The organism is Chitinophaga filiformis, assembly GCF_021646545.1.
GTDB classification, from domain to species: Bacteria; Bacteroidota; Bacteroidia; order Chitinophagales; family Chitinophagaceae; genus Chitinophaga; species Chitinophaga filiformis_A.
The window spans coordinates 122,206-143,446 of record NZ_JAKIRP010000003.1; the positions used below are offsets into that span (position 1 = coordinate 122,206).

The window sequence follows — 21,241 nt, forward strand, 5'->3', positions numbered from 1 at the left end:
TTAATAAATTGGGAATTTGGAATTTTTCGCAAATGCTGCTACCGGGTTTTTCAGTGTTCCTACGAACTGCAGACTGCCTACAGGATCGGCCAGATCTACCATGCGTTCATTATTACAGATCTGCAAACGGTTCAGGCAGGAACGAATAAACTCTGGTGCAAAAAGATCATGCTGTCTGAATTTATCTTTTAATGAAGGGAAGGATGCCTGGTAAGCCAGTATACAATCCGCCACCAGCTCCCAGAATTGCTCTTCCGGATAAGCACTATGCTCAACCAGTATATGCGCGATGTAACGGAAGATATAATCAAATACATCTGTGAAAATAGAAAGGATCTTCACCTCCTCAGGCATATCTACAGCCAGGCGCTTTACTTCATCAGGCAATATCTTCTCCTTGCTGATAACACATACTTCTTCCGTGATATCTTTCATAATCGCCCTCACCGGTACGTTGTTCTCCATGATGAGGATCAGGTTTTCACCATGCGGCATAAATACCATGTCATGATAGTAAAAGCAATGCAGGATGGGACTCAGATAGGCATCCAGATAGCGTTGCAGCCAGGAGGCAGTATCCAGTCCCGAGGTACGGATCAGTTCCGGCAACAGCGCCTTACCATCACGATCGATGTGCAGCAGCGCGGCCATGGTCATCAGGCCTTGTCCTTTTTTCAACATGGGGATAGGACTTTCTCTCCAGAGAGCGGCGAGCATTTTCTTATACGGACTGTCGTTCTTTTCTGCCTTTTCGTATAACAAGTTGCGATAGCCTACTGTGGCTACCTCTCCCAGCAGGATGAAACCTTTTTCCTGCAGGTATTTATCATCTCCCAGCTCATCTCTTACCCACTGGGTAACACCAGGTGTTGTGCGCATGTAATAAGGAGACAATCCGCGCATGAATCCCATGTTGAGGATAGACAGCGCTACTTTCACATAAAAACGCTCAGGCCTGCTGATGTTAAAAAATGTACGGATAGATTGCTGCGCCAGGTAAGTATCATCGCTGGTACCCAGGAAGACCATATTACGGGTGGCAATATCCGCAGCGAAGATGTGGTTCATCTTGTTGTACCATTGCCAGGGGTGTACCGGAAAATACACGTAGTCAGCAGGCTGCAATCCCTGGTCGGCCAGCACCTTGTTGAATTTCCCGAGCGTGGCTGTGTCGAGTTCCTGTGCCAGCAGTGTCTCATAAGGAAGTTCGGCCGTAGCGGTATAAGTAGCCCTGCTACGATGACCAGCGATCCACAGTAAAGAAACAGGCGCTGCTGCTTCCGGTGCATATGCCCTGTAGTCTGCTGCATCAAAACCGATACGGCCGTTGTTAGCCACGAAAGATGGATGCCCTTCCATCATGGCATGCTCTATTTCCTGATAGTCGGCATGTGCCAGTGCTGCTGAGCCGGGACCTTTCTGTGCACGCATATAGGCGCTGCCATATAAGGTACTGCAGATCTCTTCCAGGTACTTGGGAAGGATGTCTGGCCGGATGCCGATAGTTTCACTGAACTCTGCAATGAAACTAGCTGAATCCAGCGGAACTTTCTTACCGTCTTCCAGCTTTTCTATTGACCCATTCTCTATGTACCAGTGGTCAAGACACAGGATCTTCGCACGGAAACGGTATTCGATCCCTGGTGCGTCTGCCGTGAGCAGATAATGGCCCCAACCGTCTTTTACAAACAGCTCTTTTGGCTGTATTAAAAGTTCATGGGCAAATTCGCTGATGATCTTACGTAAATGCAAAGCATTTGCTTTGCTCCAGACTTCAGGGCGCAGGTGTGCGACTGCGCCCCCGGGAGACAGTGCTTGTGAGGGATGCATTATAAAGTTTTTATTAAATCCTAAAATTGCGGTTAAATGGTGCCGGCGGATTGTAATTGCCGTTCTCTTTTCAATGCAGTGGTATATTGCTCTCTGGTGCAAAAAGCCAGATGCGCGGTTTTCTCAGGAAGATTGATAAGGTGATGATATTCGAAGCCTGCGCGTTTATTCAGCAGGTGGATCTTTTCATTTCTGGCGTCGGGTTCCACAATCAGCCGCTCCACTTTTTCTTCACTGAACATGAAGTCCATCAATACCGTAAAGACATGCCAGCTAAAGTTCCTGACCGGCGTATCTGCAGGCGCCATAAGGATATGAAAACCATAATCGCCTGTCTGCACATCATAGTACTCACCTATCCTGTCTTTAAACGCCCAGTAGAACTCTACCAGGAAGGCTGGCTTGTCATTATAAAATCCCATGAAAGGCTGTATATGTTCCGTGCTGATAAGATCACCGTACATATTCCTTACTTTCTCTACTGTGCTGTTCTGCAACTGCCAGTAAACGGCATAAGGTTTATTCACCCATTCATGGATAAACGGAACATCTGTATCCAGCTGTAATGGCCGGAGATGGAAATGACCGCTGGAAGGAATCAATCTGTCAAAGCAAGTGCCGATTTCCGGGCATAGAAAGGCCGGTATGTGGTCACCACATTTGTTACGCTTCTGTTGCATAAATCAAAATAGTATCAATCGGTTTTTCCGCTATAGACGGCCACAGGAACTGACGGACTGTGGCCTGCTAAAATGGTTTTAAAACGGGTTAAATAGGTGTCTTTTATTTCACTAGATAAGCGAAGCTATTTCAAAAAGATAAGGGCAATTGATCGAAGCGGGAATTTCATTTACGCAAACGGGAATAACAAATGTGTGACTGAATTTTGTTTTTTTATACGTATTGGCGAGGGCGTTATATGGCAAAAAAGATATCCCCTGGGTAGCCAACATACATACGCCGGGTTGCACCGGGGGTTACAAACATAAGGCCCGCCGCAGTAGCCTATTAAAGAAGAAAGCCGCTCCATTTTACTGAGCGGCTTTCTTCTTCGGCTTATGTTGTTTTTATGCTTTTTTAGCTTTTCCTAATCCGACTTTAAAATTATCCGGTGTACCTGTTACTTTGATATTCATAAAACGAACCTTTTTATCCTTATCGCGGTATTCAATGGCGTCTACCTGGTCAGGGTCCACCTCTTCCTTTTTCCTGCCAAATAGGGACTGAAAACCTACTTGTGTCACCATCTTCAATGGTATACGCATGTAATACTCCATTTTCATATCCAGCGACTGCTTACCGGAGATCTCCATGAAACCCAGGGAAGAGTTGATATTCATCTTCGGGATTTCCAGTATCCCATTCTTCAGCGTCAGTTTATTCTTCAATGTATCGAAGCGGATCATGTTCAGGTTCTTATCTTTGAAATAACCTGCCATGGCCTGCATAGGTGCAAAGTTCACCAGGCTGCCGTTACGGATATCGAGATCCAGTTGCGCTTCACAGTTATCTATGATAGGTGTGAGATCGGGATGCATCTGTATCCGGCTTCTCACCTGCCCGTTGAGACGGCCTTTTATATTCTTGTTAATCACATAGTCCTGTCCGAAGTGATCGAGTTTCAGCATCAGTTTTTCGATGTTTACGTCAAATACCCTTATCCTGCTGCGGAAGTATATCTTTTTCGGATCAACACCATTGAAATGACCTCTCATGCCTATCTGGCCTTCCGCTATGCCCATGCCCAGTGTATCCAGGTAGAGATGCTGATTGGCCTGCATGCGGATATTGCTGGTAACGTTCTTCAGCCAGAGGCGGTGGTATTTCACCCTGCCAATATTGACAGTAGCACGGAAGTCAATGAATGGTATTTTGAAAATATTAAAGCCACTGGAATGGGTGGTATCTTTTATCACGGTACGGCTTACCGCCGGTGCTGCTACAACCGTCTCCTCATCCTCATTTGCCGTTAATTTATAGTTAGTCAGCTGATCAAGATCAAGATTACGGGAAGTGAATTGCAGGAAGTTTTCTTTTTTACGTCTGGTAGTATCTTTTCCCATATACAAGCGCATACTGATGTCGAAATCAGTTTTACCGATACGGCCCGTGAGTGTATCGAGTTTCAGGAAATGATCAGATCCTACTTTTACCATACCTCTGATACTATCCACCTTAATCTTGTGTTCCTGCAGCTCTCCGGATACATTGGCCAGTTTCACCTTGGCAAATTTGAATATAGAATCGTAACGCAGATCAGCCTTCGCGCGCAGCCATATACCGGAAGCAACTTCGTGCTGATAGTCTTTCGGAACATAGTTGCGACTGATCGGTCCCAGTACATCTTTCATCGCCAGGTGCTGCGATTTCAGGTCAAATGCTATCTGTGTCTTTCCGCGCATCACTTTATCAAACCAGAGCTGGTAATTGATCACACGGCCGCTGAAACGTATGTCGCTGCTATCTATCATACCTCCGAAGTTGCGTAATAACAGGGCTGTATCGTTGATACTAAGCTCTGCTCCGAAATCATGGAAGGCATGCGGATATTCTTTGAAGCTGGCATACAGTTTCTCCATTTTAAATTTGCCTTTAGGCAACGGAGAAGGGTGTTGCAGCTCTTTTACGGATGTTTCCAGTGACAGTCCTATATTGAACCCGTAGATCTCTTCCTTCGCTTTCTTTGCCACCATAGAATCGTATGACAACAACTCTTTCATGATCATCTTCCTGCTACGTGCATTGAATTTTACCAGCACCGGTTTTTCCTGTTGATGGAACAGTGCAGGCAGATCGCTCAGGGAGCCGTTCATGGCAAAATCGGAGTTACCGAAGTAGAAGGACAGTGTATCCAGTTTTACGAAACCACCCTTCATATTGGCATGCAGGTTCAGGTTGTGGATGATATGCGGATAGTTGGGAATACGGAAAGTCAGGTTACTTACGCTCAGTTCACTCTGAATGCCTTCTTTCAGCTTGCCCATAGAAATTTCCGGTACGGTCATGTCAACCAGCTCGTTAAAATCCATCTTCAGGTTGATATGCCCTGTTAAACGCTGCAGGTCGGCTATACCGAGAAATGCGCCTATAAACTCCAGTTCCAGATCAGAATTGACCTGCATGATCATTTTCGGATCAGTGAAGTCTTTCATGACGAAATTGGCCTTGAAGATACCTTTCTCCGGGCGGGCGCTTACACTCAGCAGGTGCAGTTCTGAGGTTTTCAGTGAATGTTCGGCACCATTGGTATAATAACCTTTAAAGCCCAGGGAGTCGATCTTTTTATTGGCGGTGGCGTTCAGCAACCAGCCGTTCTCACATCCGAAGTTGATCTTTATCAGTGGCAGCTGATCTCCGGAAAGTTTTCCTTTAATGATACCATCGAAATAAAGGCGGCCATCGTAACGGAACTGCTTGAGTTGTTCCGCGACCGATTCGGGAGCAAAGGACAATAGCTGATCAATATCGGGCTTATCTCCTTTTACTTTGAAGTTGACGTTATTACCATGTTTCAGGTCTGCGGTTCCGGTTACACTAAAACTGGCGTCTTCCAGTTTCAGGCCACCTTGTGACAGGCTGACAAACTCATGGCGCTGGTCATATGTGAGCTGGAGGTCCAGTTTTACATGTTTATGCCGGAACAAAGACGTATCTGTTGGAGTGGTATAATCGGCTATCATCGCTCCTTCCAGGTGCGCAATAATGTTCACGCTGTCCAGACGGAAAGCAGTTTTCACTTTCTCTATATGGGTATTAACGTGCTGACCACTTTGTTTGTCTGAAAAAGCAATGTCCAGGTCTTTCAGTACGATCTTTTTGATATCCAGGTCGAGGGATGCGGATTCGGCTTCTGCCGTCGCGATGGTATCCTGTTGTATCCTGTTAGCCTCAACAATGTTCAGATTACCATTGACGTCCCTTACCAGGTCGAGGTGTCCTTTTTTGAGTAGTATTACTTTCACATTGTATTTCTGCCTGAGTAGATCGGGCAGGCTGAAACCTACATACAGCTTCTCCAGCTGGTACATGGGTCTGCCGGTCTTTTGCTTGGTAGCGAAAAACCGGACATTTGTCAGTCCTATGGAGATGTATGGGAAATTCTGAAAGGGGGAGATGGTACTGCCTTCAATGACCAGCTCGCCGGGCAACTGTTTATTCAACTCTTTGATTGCCAGATTAATAAGGCGTTGTTGCTGGGAATACAGTATGCCTATTGCGATACCGGCCAGTATTATCAGGATAGCAATAGGTATTAAAACGATCCGGAGAACCCTCTTTCGCATCTTGCCCGTCATGGTGTTGAGACTTGTCTTAGGTGATTATAACGACAAAAATAGAAAGCACCCCTATAAAATAAAAATAATTTATATGTACTGTCCTTTTCCCGCGACGAATCAGTAAAAAATACCATAATTAAGCTGAATACCACCACAGCGACCGGGAGGGTTTGAAGTACCTTTGGTACAGTTAAACAACTATTATATGTGTGCAGCGAAACTTGACCATAAGCCTAACTTGCTGGGCAGCATACTACAGAACAGGTGTCCTGCCTGTCGCAAGGGAAAAATATTTACATCAGATAATGCTTATAACCTGAAGCACTTTACCGAGATGAATGATCACTGTCCGGTGTGTGGTGAGGATTTTGAACGGGAGATAGGATTTTATTACGGGACGGGCTATGTTAGCTACGCGCTGACAGTGGCATTCAGCGTGGCAACATTTGTTGCCTGGTGGGTGATTATAGGATTTTCTTTGTATGACAACCGGATGTTCTGGTGGCTGGGAATAAACGCGGTATTGCTGGTGTTCTTGCAACCGCCTATTATGCGTGTATCAAGAACGATATGGCTGGCTTTTTTTGTAAGGTATAAGCCGGAGACACGTACATTGGCGTAAGAATCGTGCCGGCAGGTTTAAGGAATGCAGGCGGGCCTTCCTTAAACCTGCTGTTGCTTATCCGCAACTCTTCTTATCTGTGTTTCCCCTTCTTTTCTGATTATTTCCTAAGTACACATCTGCTGGCCCCTCTCTTTCCTTATCCTGCTTACTCGTTTTATTTCACATCATAATACCATTCACGATTCTACGATATACCGTAAAATAAATTCTTCTCTGCCGCAGCGAATGTTCTCATAAATAATTCATTAGTAATATGGCCCCTGGTTTGCCATGAGGGACGCGAAAACCGGAATACCGGGAATAAATAACCATTCATGTAACCAGTTTATCTTATGAAGAAAACCCGTCTTGCCTTAGGCTTATTGTTAGCCATGCTATCTGCCTGTACCAAAAAAGAAACTAACCCGGAAACGATGCCACCTGCAGCATTGACCGCGGATGCGGCCTTAAAAGGTTCCCCTGTCGGTGATGTGGTAGGTAAAGTGACAGTTGGCTACCAGGGATGGTTTACCGCTCCGGGTGATGGCTCAGCTGTGGACCGCTGGACGCACCAGAACCTGGAAATGTGGCCCGATACGAGGGAGTATTCAGTGACTTATCAGACACCGTTCCCTGCCCTGGGTAACGGACAACCAGCGAAGATGTTCTCTTCTTACGACCAGTCGACTGTCGATGTTCATTTCAGGTGGATGCAGGAAAACGGCATTGACTGTGCCGCCCTGCAACGTTTTACGGGTGAATTGTCTGACCCGCCCTTTAAGTCGCAGCGGGATGGGATGGCCCGGAAAGTAAGGGCCGCCGCAGAAGCCACCGGTAGAAAGTTTTATATCATGTACGATATCTCAGGAGATGCCGAGATGCAAAGTCGTCTGAAAACGGATTGGGTGAATACTATTACTGGCAACCTGGACCTATTGTCATCCCCGGCGTACGCGAAACAGAACGGAAAACCTGTGGTATGTATATTCGGAATGGGTTATAAGGGTGCGAAAGAGCCCGGTGGTGGCGACTCTGCTGCCTGTATTGATGTTATCAACTGGTTTAAGAGCCAGGGCTGTTATGTCATTGGCAGTGTACCCATGGACTGGCGTACACCTAATGTATTTTCCCGCACCAACTTCATGACGGTCTATGAATCATTCAACATGCTGGCGCCATGGGCAGTAGCAGCACAGGTGGTGGCGTCCTATCAGCCATGGATACAGGGCGATTATGATTATTGTGAGTCGCATGGTATAGACTACCAGCCGATTGCCTATCCGGGCTTTTCCTTCCATAACTCTAATGCCGGCAGTCCCTTTAATGAGATACCAAGACTCCATGGCGATTTTATGTGGGCGCAGGTGGCAGTAATGAAAAAGGTGGGCGCGAAAAGTCTTTATATCGCCATGTTTGATGAGGTGAATGAGGGCACTGCTATTTTTAAAGTGGCAGAAAACGCTTCACAGAGCCCCGCAGGCGCGACGTTTGTCAATCTTGACCAGGACGGAGTGGCCGTGTCATCAGATTTTTACCTGCGCCTCGTGCATGATGCGGGTAGAATGATCAAGGGTGAGATCCCTTATCAGGCAACGCATCCGACCCCACATATCATCGGCGGACAAGGGCCGCTGGCTGATGGCACTTACCGGATCATTAACCGCAACAGTAACCTGGCACTGGATGCAAAAGGTCAGGGTACAGTAAATCAAACGCCTGTACAGCAGTGGCCTTACAGCGGCGGTGCTAATCAGCAATGGGTAATAACCAGTATTGGCGGGGACCATTATAAGATCATTGGATTGCAAAGCGGCAAGTCGCTTGACATTGCCGGGCAGAGCCTCGATGATGGCGCTAAAGTGCAGTTGTATGATTATAACAATGGCGCTAACCAGCAATGGATAATAACGCCGGCTGCCGGAGGCTATTATACGATACAGGGTGTGCAGAGTGGGAAGGTGATAGAAGTACCTGCATTATCCACAGCAGCAGGAACGCTGATTGAACAATATTCTCCGAACAATGGCACTAATCAGCAATGGATCATCACTGCTCCATGAGGACAGTACTATAAAAACAGCAAAACATGATACGCAAATTAAGTGTAAATCTTATACTGCTACTTTCTCTCATGCTACATGCCTGCACAAAGAAGGATAACGGTCAGGATACCATGACTGCAACACCGGATAAAATTGCTTATGCTCTGGCAGCTGCAGGTAGCGGTAGTCCCGATGATACTAACATCAGGTATTTCGGACGCTGGGATTTCAGTGATAACAGTCGCTATACGAGTTATTGGGGCGGCGCTTATTTTAAAGTGAACTTTACAGGCACTACTGTCAAACTAAAGACCGGCAATACAAGTAATTTCTATGCCAGGATCGATAATGGGCCCTGGATCTCTTATAAAAATGCGGGCGGTGTTATAGATCTTACACCTATGCCACTCGCTGGTGGTACACATACACTGGCAGTAGCGCAGGGAAGAGACTATGATTATCTGTTCAGTTTTATGGGACTGATACTCGATGCCGGAGCGGCTACCAGCAAACCATCTACTGGTACTTATCTCATCGAATACATTGGCGATTCCATTACCGCAGGATACCTGAATGATCAGGCCAATGTGTCTGACTATGCATGGATTTGCTCGGAAGAACTGGGGGCTGAACATACACAGATTGCCTATCCCGGCATTGCACTGGTGAGTAGTCCAAGACATGGAACAGCTATGGATGCGCAATATTTCCGGCTACAGCCACCAAATTATCCCTCCTCTCCTGCCTGGGATTTTACGAACTATACACCGCAGATAGTGGTGCTCAATCTCGGTACAAACGATAGTGACTATGAAGATTCCGACAGCACATTCCGCGAGGTTTATACAGGGCTGCTGGCGGGTATCCGTTCCAGGTTTCCCCAGGCAGAGATATTTGTCATGCGTACCTTTCTCGGCATACGTTCACAGCCAACAGTGACCGCTGTGGAGAACCGTATGATTGCAGGCGACAAAAAAGTGCATTACATCAATACAGAAGGATGGCTGGCACAATCAACGGCAGACTATTTGCCGGATAATCTTCATCCCAGCGAAGCTGGTCATACAAAAGCTGCGGCGCTGTTGAAAGAAGTGCTGGCTCCATATACAGGAGGTGGTCAGGCCATACCGGACGGTATCTACAACATCGTCAATAAGAACAGCTATTTAGCACTTGACGCCACCGGACAATCTGCTGCCAACGAAACGCCACTGCAGCAATGGACGGCTAACAACGGTGAAAACCAGCGCTGGCAGGTCAAACATCTGGGTAATAATCAGTACCAGATAACCGGTGTGCAAAGTGGCAGGGCATTGGATATCACAGGACAATCTCTTTTAAATGGAGCTGGCCTGCAGTTGTACGACTATAATGGCGGTGATAATCAAAAGTGGATGATCACAGCGCAGAAAAATGGTTATTACACCATCACTGGCGTACAAAGCGGTAAAGTGCTGGAGATAACGGCGCAATCAACAACGCCGGGGGCGCGGGTAGTACAGTATACAAACAATGGGGGCAATCATCAGCTGTGGGCATTCAAGCGTGTTTAATGCATAACAGCGTTTAATGTATAAGGGTGGGACAATGAAGTGCCCACCCTTATTTTTTAAGCTGGAGATCACTTAGCACCGGCAGCAGTGAGAATAACACGTACTGCGCTTTCAGGATCATTCATAAAGAAGGTATGTCCACCGGTCACCTCTGTGACATTACATTTTGCCCGATCATACATTTTACGTTCCAGTACCGGATTTACCGTACCATCGTCTGTTGGCATTATCGCATAAGAAGGTTTGGAGCGCCATGCGGCCACCGTTACCTTGTCGGTAAAAGCGGTCACCGTAAGCGGAATCTGGGAATCATACATAAAGTCTGATTTAGCCTTTGTTTGCCCCGTTGCGAAAGTCGCATTGAATTTTTCTTTGTCCAGGTAGACAAGTCCTTTTTCGTCCGGCGGAAGTATGCCATTCACTTCCAATATAGGCGCAGACTGCACAAGATCGAGCGTAGACTCGCCTGCATCAGGAACAAAAGCAGCAACATACACCAGGCTGTCTACTTTAGCGTGCAATCCTGCCTGTGTAATAACGGTACCACCCCATGAATGCCCCACAAGCACTGCCGGACCATCCTGTCTGTCGAGCGCTGCGACAGTAGCATCTACATCCGCCTGAAGGGTACTGGTTGGATTCTGGACCAGCGTAACATTAAAACCATGCGCACGGAGTAACTGGTAGGCAGGCTCCCAACCGGAAGCATCGGCAAATGCACCATGAACGATGACCACATTTTTAACTGACAACTGTTTCATTCTATCGTTTTTATTAAATGAGATAATTACCGGTTCAAATGCCATACCTTCTATTAACTGATTGATTATCAATAAAAACATGCTCCAGGACACGAACTTTCATTTACGATATTTCGTGAATTTATGCAGGAACCTAAAATTGCGGGAAAACGTAACATTTCTGCAGGATCTTCTTCTCAGTGATTATGTTTGTCGAAGAACATCGTGAGCATATGGAAAAAGAAAGTACTCCCAAACAGACCGCTGGTCTTTATATTCCGGACAGCCATTTCCTTGTTGAAAGCCTCGAACAACAGAAAAGAGAACAGGCCGTCCTGCTGGAATTGAGCAGCACCATTGCCGGAGCAAAAAGCAGACAGGATCTCCGTGCGGTAATCACCGACCAGTTCCCCGAGCTTTTCGGAGGAAGATATTATACACTCTGCCTGATCAATGAAGACGGGGTGACACATTCACCATTCCTGCATTCGGAGCAAACGAGTATTCCCTCTAACAGGGGTGAAACACCGATCATCGTGTCCAGGCATCCTATCAATGACGGCATTTTTGAAAAGGCGCTGGCATCGGAAGAACCGGTGCTGATAGACCTGCAAACAGCCATAAGGGCGAATACCGTTCCCCAGTATGTTTATCGCTGGTTCAATGCGGGTATCAGGGAAATGCTGCTGGTAAAAATCTCGGGCGGAGGTATACCCATAGGTGTCCTCTATCTTTATGGAGAAAAAAAAGGTTCTTTTCAGATTGAAAAATTCAGGCTGTTCAAAGGTATAGCCGATATACTAGGGGCGGGATTCGGCAATATTATTTTTGGCGAGAAGATTGAGCAGCAGCTCCGGGAAATAAGGAAGTACAAAGGACAACCGGAAGACGATGAAGATAGTTTACATGACAAGACTGCACAGTGTAATGGTGTTAAAAGCATTATTGGCACCTCTCCCGCCATACAAAATATAGTAACGGTGGTGGAACGTATAGCGCCTTCTGATTCGACAGTATTGTTACTGGGAGAAACAGGTACCGGCAAAGAAGTAATTGCCAACGCTATACATGCCGCATCTCCGCGCAGGAATAACAGAATGATAAAAATAAACTGCGCTGCATTACCGCACAGTCTTTTTGAAAGTGAGCTTTTCGGGCATGAGAAAGGCGCCTTTACCGGAGCTTTGCAACGCAGGATCGGCAAGTTTGAACTGGCAGAGAACAGTACACTGTTCCTGGATGAAATAGGAGAAATACCGCTGGAATTCCAGGCAAAATTGCTAAGAGTACTACAGGAGAAAGAGATTGAGCGTATCGGAGGAAAGGGTGTTATTAAAGTAAATGTGCGCATTATTGCAGCTACCAACCGTAATCTTGAAGAAGAGGTGAAAGCGGGCAATTTCAGGCACGACCTGTATTACCGTTTAAACGTCGTACCTATTTCGGTGCCTCCGCTACGTAACCGGAAGGAGGATGTTCCGGCCCTCGTTACACATTTCCTCAGGCGTTATGCTACTATCAACAAAAAAAAGGCGCCTGTAGTGCCGGATAATGTAATGGAAAGCCTGATGCATCACGACTGGCCAGGAAATGTCAGGGAGCTGGAACACCTGCTTGAGCGTTCAATATTGCTTAGCAAAGGGAATGTGCTGCAGATAGATTTCCACGGCACAACTCAAAAAACGCCTGCTTCTGATAAGGAAAACGCGTTCAGCATAGTTCCATTGGAAATCATGGAAAGGGAATATATTCTGAAAGTGGTCAGGCTTTGCAATGGAAGGATCGCCGGGCCTAACGGAGCCGCTGCGAAACTGCGATTACCGTCTACCACGCTCAATTCCCGGATGCAGAAACTAGGCATAAAAAAGGAGCATTTTAACATCCGGCAATCGTCCAGGAAGATGAATATTATTTAAATACCTGTTTTATTCCCAGTCTTTTTATTCTTGAATATAGTGTTTGAGCGGGAAGTCCTAACATCCCGGCGGCGCCACCGGGGCCTGACACTTTGCCCTTGCTGGCTTTCAATGCAGCAAGGATATGATCACGCTCCATTTCATCCATTGTTTTAAGTTTACCTGGCTGTTCAACACCGGTTACTACTGCCGATGAAGGTAGTTCGAATGTAGAGATATCTTTGCCCGTTGCCAGGAGTACGTGGCGCTCTATCAGGTGCTCCAGTTCCCTGATATTACCTGGCCAGTCATATGACATCAGCTGACGCATGGCACTTTCCGTTATCTTTTCTACACCGGCCTTATTTTTGTCTGAATATTTTTTCAGGAAATGCTCTGCCAGCAATGGGATATCCCGTTTCCGCTCCCGTAGAGGGATCAGCTCGATAGGAAAAACGCTAAGCCTGTAATACAGATCCAGCCTGAAACGACCTTCAGCTACTTCCTTTTCCAGCTGCCTGTTGGTGGCAGCGATCACCCGCACGTCAATTTTAACCGGTACATCACCTCCTACGCGGACCACTTCTTTCTCCTGGAGAACCCGCAACAGTTTGACCTGAGCATCGGGCGACAACTCTCCTACTTCATCCAGGAAGATGGTTCCCTGGTTCGCCTGTTCAAACTTCCCTACCCTTTTCTGCCCCGCGCCGGTAAAAGCTCCTTTTTCATGGCCAAACAATTCCGTTTCGATGAGGGCAACCGGCAGTGCAGCGCAATCCACCACTACCATCGGCAGCTCACTACGACGTGATAGCCTGTGAATCGATCTTGCCACCAGTTCTTTGCCAGTACCACTTTCTCCCGTAATTAATACAGAGGTATCAGCAGGAGCGACGATCTTTATCTTTTCCATTATCTCTTCTGTATGAGATCCTGTATCAGCCATCTGCAGACTGGTATTGCCTGCTTTCCGGGTCTTCTGACCTTCATTTTGACCGGATTCCGCTTGCAACTTATATCTCGCGATATCCAGCATAATAAACAGGTCCTTTTCCCGGAAAGGTTTCACCAGGAAGCCATGCGGGCGCGTAAGCTTCGCTGCCTCAAGTGTTCGCTGGTTGGTATTCGCAGAAATGTACAGAAAAGGAATATGCTGTTGCATCAGCTCATTCCCTAAATCAATCCCTGAATAATCACCTTTCAAGATAATATCTATCAGCACCCAATCGGGCTGATGTTGCTGCAGCAGGGTCCGCGCTTTGTGAACAGAGGACGCAATACCACAAACCTCATATCCCGCCCTCTGCAACATTTGCTGCAGATCGTTGGCAACAATGAATTCATCTTCAACGATCAGTATTTTTCCTTTGTTCGCCATTAGTTCAATATGTATTTTCTGTTCTCCGGCGCAAATTCATGGTACGGAAAAGTGACACCAATAAATACTCCCGGATGATTATTCCGTAGCGAGAACACACCATCCAACTGATCGCTCAGTCCCTGCATGAGACGCATACCGAGCGAATCGCTTTCAAGCGCCTCATTGAGATCTTTTATGCCTACGCCATCATCACTGATAGAGAGCTGGCAATTTTTATCATGGTCCATTTGCAGGGATACAGTGATCACTCCTTTTCTTTCACCAGGGAATGCATACTTCAGCGAATTGCTGACAGCCTCGTTAAGAATAAGCCCCAGCGGTACTGCCTGTACCACTTCAAGTTCTATATGTTCGCAATTAACAATGAATTCGGTGTTATTACCAGCTTCATGTCCATCCTTCATATAACCGATCAGCTCCGGGATATACCAGCGCATATCAATTTTACTAAGGTTATCTGTCTGGTAAAGCCGCTGATGTATAAGCGACATGGAATACATACGCTGCTGGCTGTTGCGGATGGCGTCCAGTGCATCTTTATTGTTAAGGTATCGGGACTGTGTATTCAGCAGGCTGATAATAACCTGCAGGTTATTTTTCACACGGTGATGGATCTCTTTCAGCAGCCATTCCTTATCGTCTACCAGTCTTCTGAGGTCCTCATTCTGCCTGTTGATCTCATTCCGCTGGATTTCCAGCCGGATGTTCATAATTTTTTTATTGCGGTACCTGCTATAGATCAATCCGAGAAAAACGATCAGCAGGAAAACACCGGCGATGGTCACATTTCTAATGATCTTTTCTTTCTGCAGGGAAGCCTCCTGGGCCTGGCTTTTCTGTACCAGCAGTTTAATATCATTGTCTTTCTTTTCTGTTTCAAACTGGAACTGCAATTCGCTCAGCTGCCGGGATTGCATCATATTCCGGAGGGAATCAGATATTGATTTAAAGTTCCTGTAATGTGCTATTGCCGCTCCCAAATTACCAGCAGCTGAATCTATCTGATAGTAGAGATATTCTGTTGTAGCCCGTTTGGATTTTATCACCGGATATCGATCCAGCATGTGGAACATAACATCCAGGTACTGCTGCCCTTCTTTGAAATGGCCGGCTTTCACCAGGTAAGAAGCCATTGAATACCGTAGGGCCTGCCGCATATTTTCATGAAGCCCCTCCTGATCATACACCTTTTTCAATTTACGAAAATAGATTTCAGCCTGTGGCAGATCATCCATCACCATGTAAATGTGCAGTCGTAAGATGTTGAACGCGCTTTCATCGTATACGTCCAGCTCCGGTGCAATAGCGGCTCCTACATTAATTGAATCCAGCGCCTGCCTGTAGCGTTTCGTCCTTGCCAGTACCCGGGCTATGTTGGTCTGTATGTTCATTACCGCGAATGAATCTTTATTGGCGTAAGCGAGCGGCAATGCCTTGTTATAATAGACCATTGCCTGCTGATTGTTCTCCATAGACCAATAGCAGTCGCCCAGCCGGCTGTAGATGCTTGCCATTAATGATCCGCTGTCTTTCATCTCCTCACCGATCTTTACGGCGAGGGTATTGTAGCGGAGCGATTCCTGGAAATTGTCTGTCTGCACATAAACATACCCGAGAAGTCCGTAGACGCCCTGCAGGCGTTTGTAACCAACTTCCTGGTACAGGGAAAGCGCTTTTTTCAGGTTGCTCAGCGCATTAGGATAATCGTGCTTTAACTGGTACAGATCTCCAATGAATTCTCTCAGCTGTGCTTCCGACAACTTCTCTCCGAGACGGGCATAGATTTGCATTCCCTGTTCATAGAGCGCTATTTTGGGGGACAAATCGTCCCCCTCGTTACTGTAGGAGCCTCCCAGCTCGAGCAAGGCCTGGGCTTTTTCCCTGGCTGTACCGGTCTGGCCGAGTATTTCCAGGGCCTGTGCAGCCATTTCTCTGGCCTGGGCACCCTGCCCCCTTTCCCTGAGCGTTTTCGCACGCAATAACCGGCTCAAGCCAATACCACGTTTATATTGTTGTTGAGAGCTTATACGTTCCATTTCCCCGGCCATGTCCATGGCGCTGTCCATATCTAAGGCGAAGGAACCCGGCTTGTCAAGACAGCGTTCAGCATGCCGGATTAACTCCCCGACCCTCATTGTATCAGGCATTGCCGCCTTGTGGCTATCGCGCCGCCATTGACATCCAACAACTGTTGTAGCCAAAAGGATTCCAATAAAGCTGGCAATAAAAAGATTGTTATTCATAAACCGTTCACCGTTGATGCCGGGCACGAAATTAACCTGAAAAATGGAAGAGTGTTTAAAAAGGGAGGCGATGGTGGATGGCAGCGGGTCCACACACCCGCTGCCCTTCATCGTGGTTCTTCAACAAAAATACAATCTGGGGCCTTACAAAAATGGTCACGATTTCTTTCGTGTTGATACTATGTTGATACTATAAAGACGGTTAAAATATTTCTGGTAATTTGCTTTGTGATATCGTCGGAGTATACATGCCATTCCACATAAAACATTGTCTATAAACAATCTTCAGGGATAATTAAAGCAGCCTATATACCTGTAACATTCTTCTTCAAAGGCTTTCAAAATCACAATGCAAAATTAATCACGAAGTCAGGGAAAAAAATCCCGGAAAACAGGGGTTTTACCAGGGAGGACCTATTGATACTTTTACAAAGGAAAAATAATAAGAATATGTATCTCAAATAATTATATATTTCCGCCCAGATTTATGTCCATGAGAATACCTATACTTATCATCCTATTTTGTATCACTGCGGGGGTGTATGCCCAGAAAACGACCAGCCAGCGAGGGGCTTCCGACGCAGTATCTGCCGACCTATATATCAGGCTGGCCAGGAAACTGCCGCTGAGAGATACTGTACAGGCACTGAAATATTTCCAGCAGGCATTACAGCTGGAAGAAAAAAATGAGAACAGACTTGGCATTGCACGCACTTACCTGGCAATAGGCGCCTGGTTCAATACCATTAATAATTTCCAGGAGGCGGAAAAACACCTGCTCATTGCCAGAGAAGATATCCTGAAAGATACCAGCCGGGAAGGACGCATGCTGCTGGCCAACATCAAGAGGAACCTGGCGGAGGTATTGGGCAATAAAGGGCAAACACAGTTACAAACAGAAGAATACCTGCAGACTATCCCCCTGCTGGAGAAAATGCACGCCATCCCTGAACTGAACGCTACTTATCAGGATCTGGGAGACATCTTCTTCAGTAAATCACAGTATAAGACCGCTATCACGTATTATTATAAGAGTCTGACCAGCTATGAAGATCCCTCCCGTTATTATCATTTGATAGCCAGCCGACATCTCAGCCTGGCGAGTTGTATGTATCACCTGGACAGCCTGCAGAAAATGGAGAGCCATCTGTTGGAGGCCAAAGCAAAGCTGGACAAAACAGGGGTGGACTCCATTAATATATGGGCGGATTATTATTACCATGAGGGCCTGCTGGATGTGAAACATCAGTTGTATCATCATGCAGCTAACATGTTTTATAACGGATTAACTATTGCCCGGAGGCTGAACTACAATGTTGCCATCTGCAATAACCTGTACTCGCTGGCGAAACTCTTTGAAAAACAAGGGCAGTACGACAAGGCCATGAAGCTCATGGAAGAATACGGGCGCTTATCGTATACACTGAAGGATTTTCCCTTCCGTTTACATGCCCTGGACCTGATGGCAGAACTGTCGTTCAAACAGCATTATCCTGACGAAGCATACAAATACCTGCGGAAGTACATCATACTTGCAGACAGCCTGCAGGAGCGGGAAGTAACAGAGAAGATACATGAGCTGGAGGCGCATTACCAGTCGTCCGAAAAAGAGAACCGCATCAAGCTGTTGCAGCATGAGAACGAACGCCAGGAATTTGCATTGCAGAAGAACCGGCTGTTGATATCACTGATGGTGGTGATTATATTATCGTTACTGGTAGTGGCGGCGCTCAGTTACCTGTTTTACCGCAATGGCCGCAAGCTTCTGGAACAACAGCGGCAGCTGCATGAATTTGAAGTAGAACGCATCCGCCAGGAACATAAGATCTCCCTCCTCTCTGCAATGCTGGAAGGCCAGGAGAAAGAACGTACCAGGCTGGCGCGCGACCTGCATGACGGTCTGGGAGGACTATTGTCAGGTATCAAACTGGAACTTTCTACCGTAACGCCCTCTCAGACTACAGTACACAGGCAATCCCTGATACAGAACACCTTACAGCGGCTGGATGGGGCAATGGATGAACTGCGCCGTATAGCACGCAGTATGATGCCCGAGATACTCATTAAATATGGTCTCGGAGAGGCTACCGTAGAATATTGCAGAGGATTAAAGAAGACCGGTACTGATAATATTATTTGCCAGGTGTTCAATTTCCAGGCAGAAGCGATGGAACATACACGGCAGGTCGTATTATACAGGATCATGCAGGAGCTGGTGAACAATGCTATCAAACACGCAGAGGCATCGCAGATACTTGTGTTATTGCAGCAAACAGACAATACCCTCTTCCTCACGGTGGAAGATGACGGAAAGGGATTTGATACAACCGTAGGTAATAAACTCAAAGGAGCCGGACTGGCAAATATAGAAGCCCGTGTGGAATTCCTGGGCGGTAAGATAGATATCCAGTCAGAACCCGGTACTGGTACGGCTATTACCATTGAATGCGCAACATCCATTAGTTAAACTTAATTGAAAGAAGTTATGATCAAAGTAGTAGTGGTGGAAGATCACCCGATCATGGTAGAAGGGCTGAAGAATATCCTGCGGAGTGATGCAGGAATAGAACTGAACGGCGATTATGGAGACGGTAAGAGCGTATTGCAGGCGCTGGAAAAAGGACAACCTGATGTAATACTGATGGACGTGAACCTCCCCGACATCAGTGGTGTAACCCTTTGTGGAGAAGTGAAAAAGAAGTATGAGGATGTAAAGATCATTGCCCTGAGCATACATGACGAGCAGCCTGTCATCCACAGCATGCTGCAGAACGGAGCAAGTGGTTATGTACTGAAGAATGCACTGGGTAATGAGATCATCCGGGCTATTTACGCCATCATGGATGGCGAGGAATACCTGTGCAGCAGCACCAAGGAAGCACTGAAGAACGCAGATATGGAATTGCTGAAAGCCATACCACGCATTACCCGCAGGGAAAAGGAGATCTTACAGCTGATCGGCAAAGGATTGACCACGATGCAGATAGCTGACCAGTTGTTCATCAGTACCCATACGGTAGAAAGCCACCGTAAGAACCTGATGGAGAAATTCGGGGTAAATAACACAACTTCCGTTGTGAAGCTGGCATCAGAATATAAACTGCTTTAACCAGCTTCTGCTTCCAGGAGTGCTAATCTGGCGGGATCTTTTACAGCAATACTTTTACCGGAAATAGCGATAATGTCGTCCTGTATCAGTTCACTCATGATACGGAAAGCTGTTTCGTAAGTGGTGCCGGTATAAGATGCGAGGTCCTGCCGGCTCAGCGTCATATTAATATTACCATCCCCATTTGTGCCGAACTTTTTCAGGAGAGCGAGCAGGGCATGCGCAATACGGCCTTTCACGGGCATATGCACAAGATTGCGCATATTCTTCTCTGATTCCTGCAACTCGCTTGCATAGAACATCATGAGCGCATGCAGGAATTCATGATTGACCTTGAGTGTGGCCTGGAAGAAGCTAAGATCTATAAAACAGAGGTCCACTGTTTCCAATGCCGTTGCCGATACGGGATAGACCATCTCACTGCCTACCCCCCTATGGCCGACAATGTCACCTTCCTCCGCAAAACGGACGATCAGTTCCTTTTCTTCTCCCCAATGCTTGTGTACCTTTACTTTACCTGCATTCACGAAATAGATTCCATTCACCGGCTCTCCTTCCCGGAAGAGCATCTGACCTTTTTTTAACGTGAAATTTTGTCTGTGTGCCGCAATTGCGGGTTTCCATGCCGGAATACACAACTTACATAACATACAGGATTGCAGATCGCAACCATGTTTATCTTTCTTCATGCCTGTCTATTAATTGCTGCACTGTACCAGCCATGTCCTTCAGGTCCACCACTTTTCCCACCACTATTACCGCCGGATTGGACATACCGGCATGTTGTGCCTTAAAAACAATATCTTTTACTGTGCCGGTAACCACCTTTTCCTTATCAGTAGAACTGTTCTGGATGATGGCTACAGGCAGATTACTCTTGCCGTACCCTGTAAATATATCCATAATCGCCTCAAGCTTGCTCATCGCCATCAATATAATAACAGTGGCGGTCGAACGTGCTGCAAGGTCTATGTCTCCGGAGATCTCTCCTGTCAGGGTAGTACCCGTGGTTACCCAGAAGCTTTCTGTGATGCCTCTTGACGTAAGCGGTATCATCTGACCTGCAGGGGCTGCCAGTGCACTCGACACACCGGGAACGACCTGTACAGGTATACCCGCGCCTTTAGCAGCGGCTATCTCTTCTGTAGCCCTTCCGAACACAAAAGGGTCTCCTCCCTTTAACCTGACCACATGCCCATGACTCCGGGCGTACGACACGATCAGGTGATTGATCTCCTGCTGCGAAAGGGAGTGACATCCGTAGCGCTTACCCACAAACCGGACAACGGCTGCGGGTTTTGCATAGCTCAGTAATGCCTCATTAACCAGTGCATCATATAATATGACATCCGCCTGCCGGATGACGTTCACAGCTTTCAAAGTAATCAGCTCAGGATCCCCTGGTCCTGCTCCCACCAAAGATAAATATGCCATACGAGATATATTACAATAATATTTATATGAGTAAAATCACACTAATCACTATAAAATTAGAACTCTTATTGCTAATTTCATGATGCAGATCATAAAAAACGGTACATTTTAAGACTCGATCAGGAAAATTGTT

The 21,241-nt window shown here is 46.6% G+C and carries 14 protein-coding genes; 6 read left to right on the plus strand and 8 right to left on the minus strand.

Features of this window, described 5'->3' with window-relative positions:
- The 3 genes from L3C95_RS10330 to L3C95_RS10340 all read right to left on the minus strand — a co-directional run bounded on the left by L3C95_RS10330 (position 1) and on the right by L3C95_RS10340 (position 6,113).
- A complete protein-coding gene (locus L3C95_RS10330) occupies positions 1-1,830 on the minus strand; it encodes an IucA/IucC family protein (RefSeq protein ID WP_236386486.1) in 1,830 nt (609 codons plus the stop codon).
- Between the two features lie 32 nt (positions 1,831-1,862).
- Positions 1,863-2,510 carry a GNAT family N-acetyltransferase gene (locus L3C95_RS10335; protein WP_236386484.1) on the minus strand — a complete coding sequence of 216 codons (648 nt, stop codon included), beginning with the start codon at positions 2,508-2,510 and terminating at the stop codon, positions 1,863-1,865.
- Between the two features lie 387 nt (positions 2,511-2,897).
- Entirely contained in the window at positions 2,898-6,113 is a 3,216-nt protein-coding gene (locus tag L3C95_RS10340; RefSeq protein ID WP_236386482.1) for an AsmA-like C-terminal region-containing protein, read from the minus strand.
- A 199-nt stretch (positions 6,114-6,312) separates the two neighbouring features.
- On the opposite strand from L3C95_RS10340, the gene L3C95_RS10345 reads away from it, so the two are divergent.
- The 3 genes from L3C95_RS10345 to L3C95_RS10355 all read left to right on the plus strand — a co-directional run bounded on the left by L3C95_RS10345 (position 6,313) and on the right by L3C95_RS10355 (position 10,306).
- On the plus strand, positions 6,313-6,729 hold the full coding sequence (locus L3C95_RS10345) for a DUF983 domain-containing protein (RefSeq protein WP_236386480.1): 417 nt from the start codon (positions 6,313-6,315) through the stop codon (positions 6,727-6,729).
- 335 nt (positions 6,730-7,064) lie between these two features.
- A complete protein-coding gene (locus L3C95_RS10350) occupies positions 7,065-8,771 on the plus strand; it encodes an RICIN domain-containing protein (RefSeq protein ID WP_236386478.1) in 1,707 nt (568 codons plus the stop codon).
- Between the two features lie 26 nt (positions 8,772-8,797).
- Positions 8,798-10,306: an RICIN domain-containing protein gene (locus L3C95_RS10355; RefSeq protein WP_236386476.1), complete on the plus strand. Its 1,509-nt coding sequence runs from the start codon at positions 8,798-8,800 to the stop codon at positions 10,304-10,306.
- A 68-nt stretch (positions 10,307-10,374) separates the two neighbouring features.
- Here the strand turns inward: L3C95_RS10355 and L3C95_RS10360 are convergent, their stop codons facing one another.
- Positions 10,375-11,067 carry an alpha/beta hydrolase gene (locus L3C95_RS10360; protein ID WP_236386474.1) on the minus strand — a complete coding sequence of 231 codons (693 nt, stop codon included), beginning with the start codon at positions 11,065-11,067 and terminating at the stop codon, positions 10,375-10,377.
- 212 nt (positions 11,068-11,279) lie between these two features.
- Here L3C95_RS10360 and L3C95_RS10365 point away from each other — a divergent pair, with 212 nt between their 5' ends.
- Entirely contained in the window at positions 11,280-12,962 is a 1,683-nt protein-coding gene (locus L3C95_RS10365; RefSeq protein ID WP_236386472.1) for a sigma 54-interacting transcriptional regulator, read from the plus strand.
- Here L3C95_RS10365 and L3C95_RS10370 read toward each other — a convergent pair.
- Together L3C95_RS10370 and L3C95_RS10375 are read right to left on the minus strand one after the other, a co-directional pair.
- The gene (locus L3C95_RS10370) at positions 12,955-14,319 is read right to left on the minus strand and encodes a sigma-54-dependent transcriptional regulator (protein WP_236386470.1); all 1,365 of its coding nucleotides are present in this window, start codon (positions 14,317-14,319) and stop codon (positions 12,955-12,957) included. The genes L3C95_RS10365 and L3C95_RS10370 overlap by 8 nt on opposite strands.
- Entirely contained in the window at positions 14,319-16,565 is a 2,247-nt protein-coding gene (locus L3C95_RS10375) for a histidine kinase dimerization/phosphoacceptor domain -containing protein (RefSeq protein ID WP_236386467.1), read from the minus strand. The genes L3C95_RS10370 and L3C95_RS10375 overlap by 1 nt, the downstream gene beginning before the upstream one ends.
- 493 nt (positions 16,566-17,058) lie before the next feature.
- Between L3C95_RS10375 and L3C95_RS10380 the strand changes: the two genes are divergently transcribed.
- Complete coding sequence (locus L3C95_RS10380) at positions 17,059-19,032, plus strand: sensor histidine kinase (protein ID WP_236386465.1); 1,974 nt, start codon at positions 17,059-17,061, stop codon at positions 19,030-19,032.
- A gap of 18 nt (positions 19,033-19,050) precedes the next feature.
- On the plus strand, positions 19,051-19,674 hold the full coding sequence (locus L3C95_RS10385) for a response regulator transcription factor (protein ID WP_089834170.1): 624 nt from the start codon (positions 19,051-19,053) through the stop codon (positions 19,672-19,674).
- On the opposite strand, the gene L3C95_RS10390 is transcribed toward L3C95_RS10385, so the two are convergent.
- Complete coding sequence (locus L3C95_RS10390; protein WP_236386463.1) at positions 19,671-20,363, minus strand: Crp/Fnr family transcriptional regulator; 693 nt, start codon at positions 20,361-20,363, stop codon at positions 19,671-19,673. The genes L3C95_RS10385 and L3C95_RS10390 overlap by 4 nt on opposite strands.
- Entirely contained in the window at positions 20,350-21,108 is a 759-nt protein-coding gene (gene cobA / locus L3C95_RS10395; RefSeq protein ID WP_236386461.1) for a uroporphyrinogen-III C-methyltransferase, read from the minus strand. Before cobA ends, L3C95_RS10390 begins: the two co-directional genes overlap by 14 nt.
- Positions 21,109-21,241 lie beyond the last annotated feature (133 nt).

What these genes read in the sequence shown, in the direction of transcription:
- L3C95_RS10375 (WP_236386467.1), bottom strand. Translation starts at nt 16,565, where the DNA reads ATGAATAACAATCTTTTTATTGCCAGCTTTATTGGAATCCTTTTGGCT.
- L3C95_RS10390 (WP_236386463.1), bottom strand. Translation starts at nt 20,363, where the DNA reads ATGAAGAAAGATAAACATGGTTGCGATCTGCAATCCTGTATGTTATGT.
- L3C95_RS10335 (WP_236386484.1), bottom strand. Translation starts at nt 2,510, where the DNA reads ATGCAACAGAAGCGTAACAAATGTGGTGACCACATACCGGCCTTTCTA.
- L3C95_RS10365 (WP_236386472.1), top strand. Translation starts at nt 11,280, where the DNA reads ATGGAAAAAGAAAGTACTCCCAAACAGACCGCTGGTCTTTATATTCCG.
- L3C95_RS10355 (WP_236386476.1), top strand. Translation starts at nt 8,798, where the DNA reads ATGATACGCAAATTAAGTGTAAATCTTATACTGCTACTTTCTCTCATG.
- L3C95_RS10330 (WP_236386486.1), bottom strand. Translation starts at nt 1,830, where the DNA reads ATGCATCCCTCACAAGCACTGTCTCCCGGGGGCGCAGTCGCACACCTG.
- L3C95_RS10340 (WP_236386482.1), bottom strand. Translation starts at nt 6,113, where the DNA reads ATGCGAAAGAGGGTTCTCCGGATCGTTTTAATACCTATTGCTATCCTG.
- L3C95_RS10370 (WP_236386470.1), bottom strand. Translation starts at nt 14,319, where the DNA reads ATGGCGAACAAAGGAAAAATACTGATCGTTGAAGATGAATTCATTGTT.
- L3C95_RS10380 (WP_236386465.1), top strand. Translation starts at nt 17,059, where the DNA reads ATGAGAATACCTATACTTATCATCCTATTTTGTATCACTGCGGGGGTG.
- L3C95_RS10360 (WP_236386474.1), bottom strand. Translation starts at nt 11,067, where the DNA reads ATGAAACAGTTGTCAGTTAAAAATGTGGTCATCGTTCATGGTGCATTT.
- L3C95_RS10385 (WP_089834170.1), top strand. Translation starts at nt 19,051, where the DNA reads ATGATCAAAGTAGTAGTGGTGGAAGATCACCCGATCATGGTAGAAGGG.
- cobA (WP_236386461.1), bottom strand. Translation starts at nt 21,108, where the DNA reads ATGGCATATTTATCTTTGGTGGGAGCAGGACCAGGGGATCCTGAGCTG.
- L3C95_RS10345 (WP_236386480.1), top strand. Translation starts at nt 6,313, where the DNA reads ATGTGTGCAGCGAAACTTGACCATAAGCCTAACTTGCTGGGCAGCATA.
- L3C95_RS10350 (WP_236386478.1), top strand. Translation starts at nt 7,065, where the DNA reads ATGAAGAAAACCCGTCTTGCCTTAGGCTTATTGTTAGCCATGCTATCT.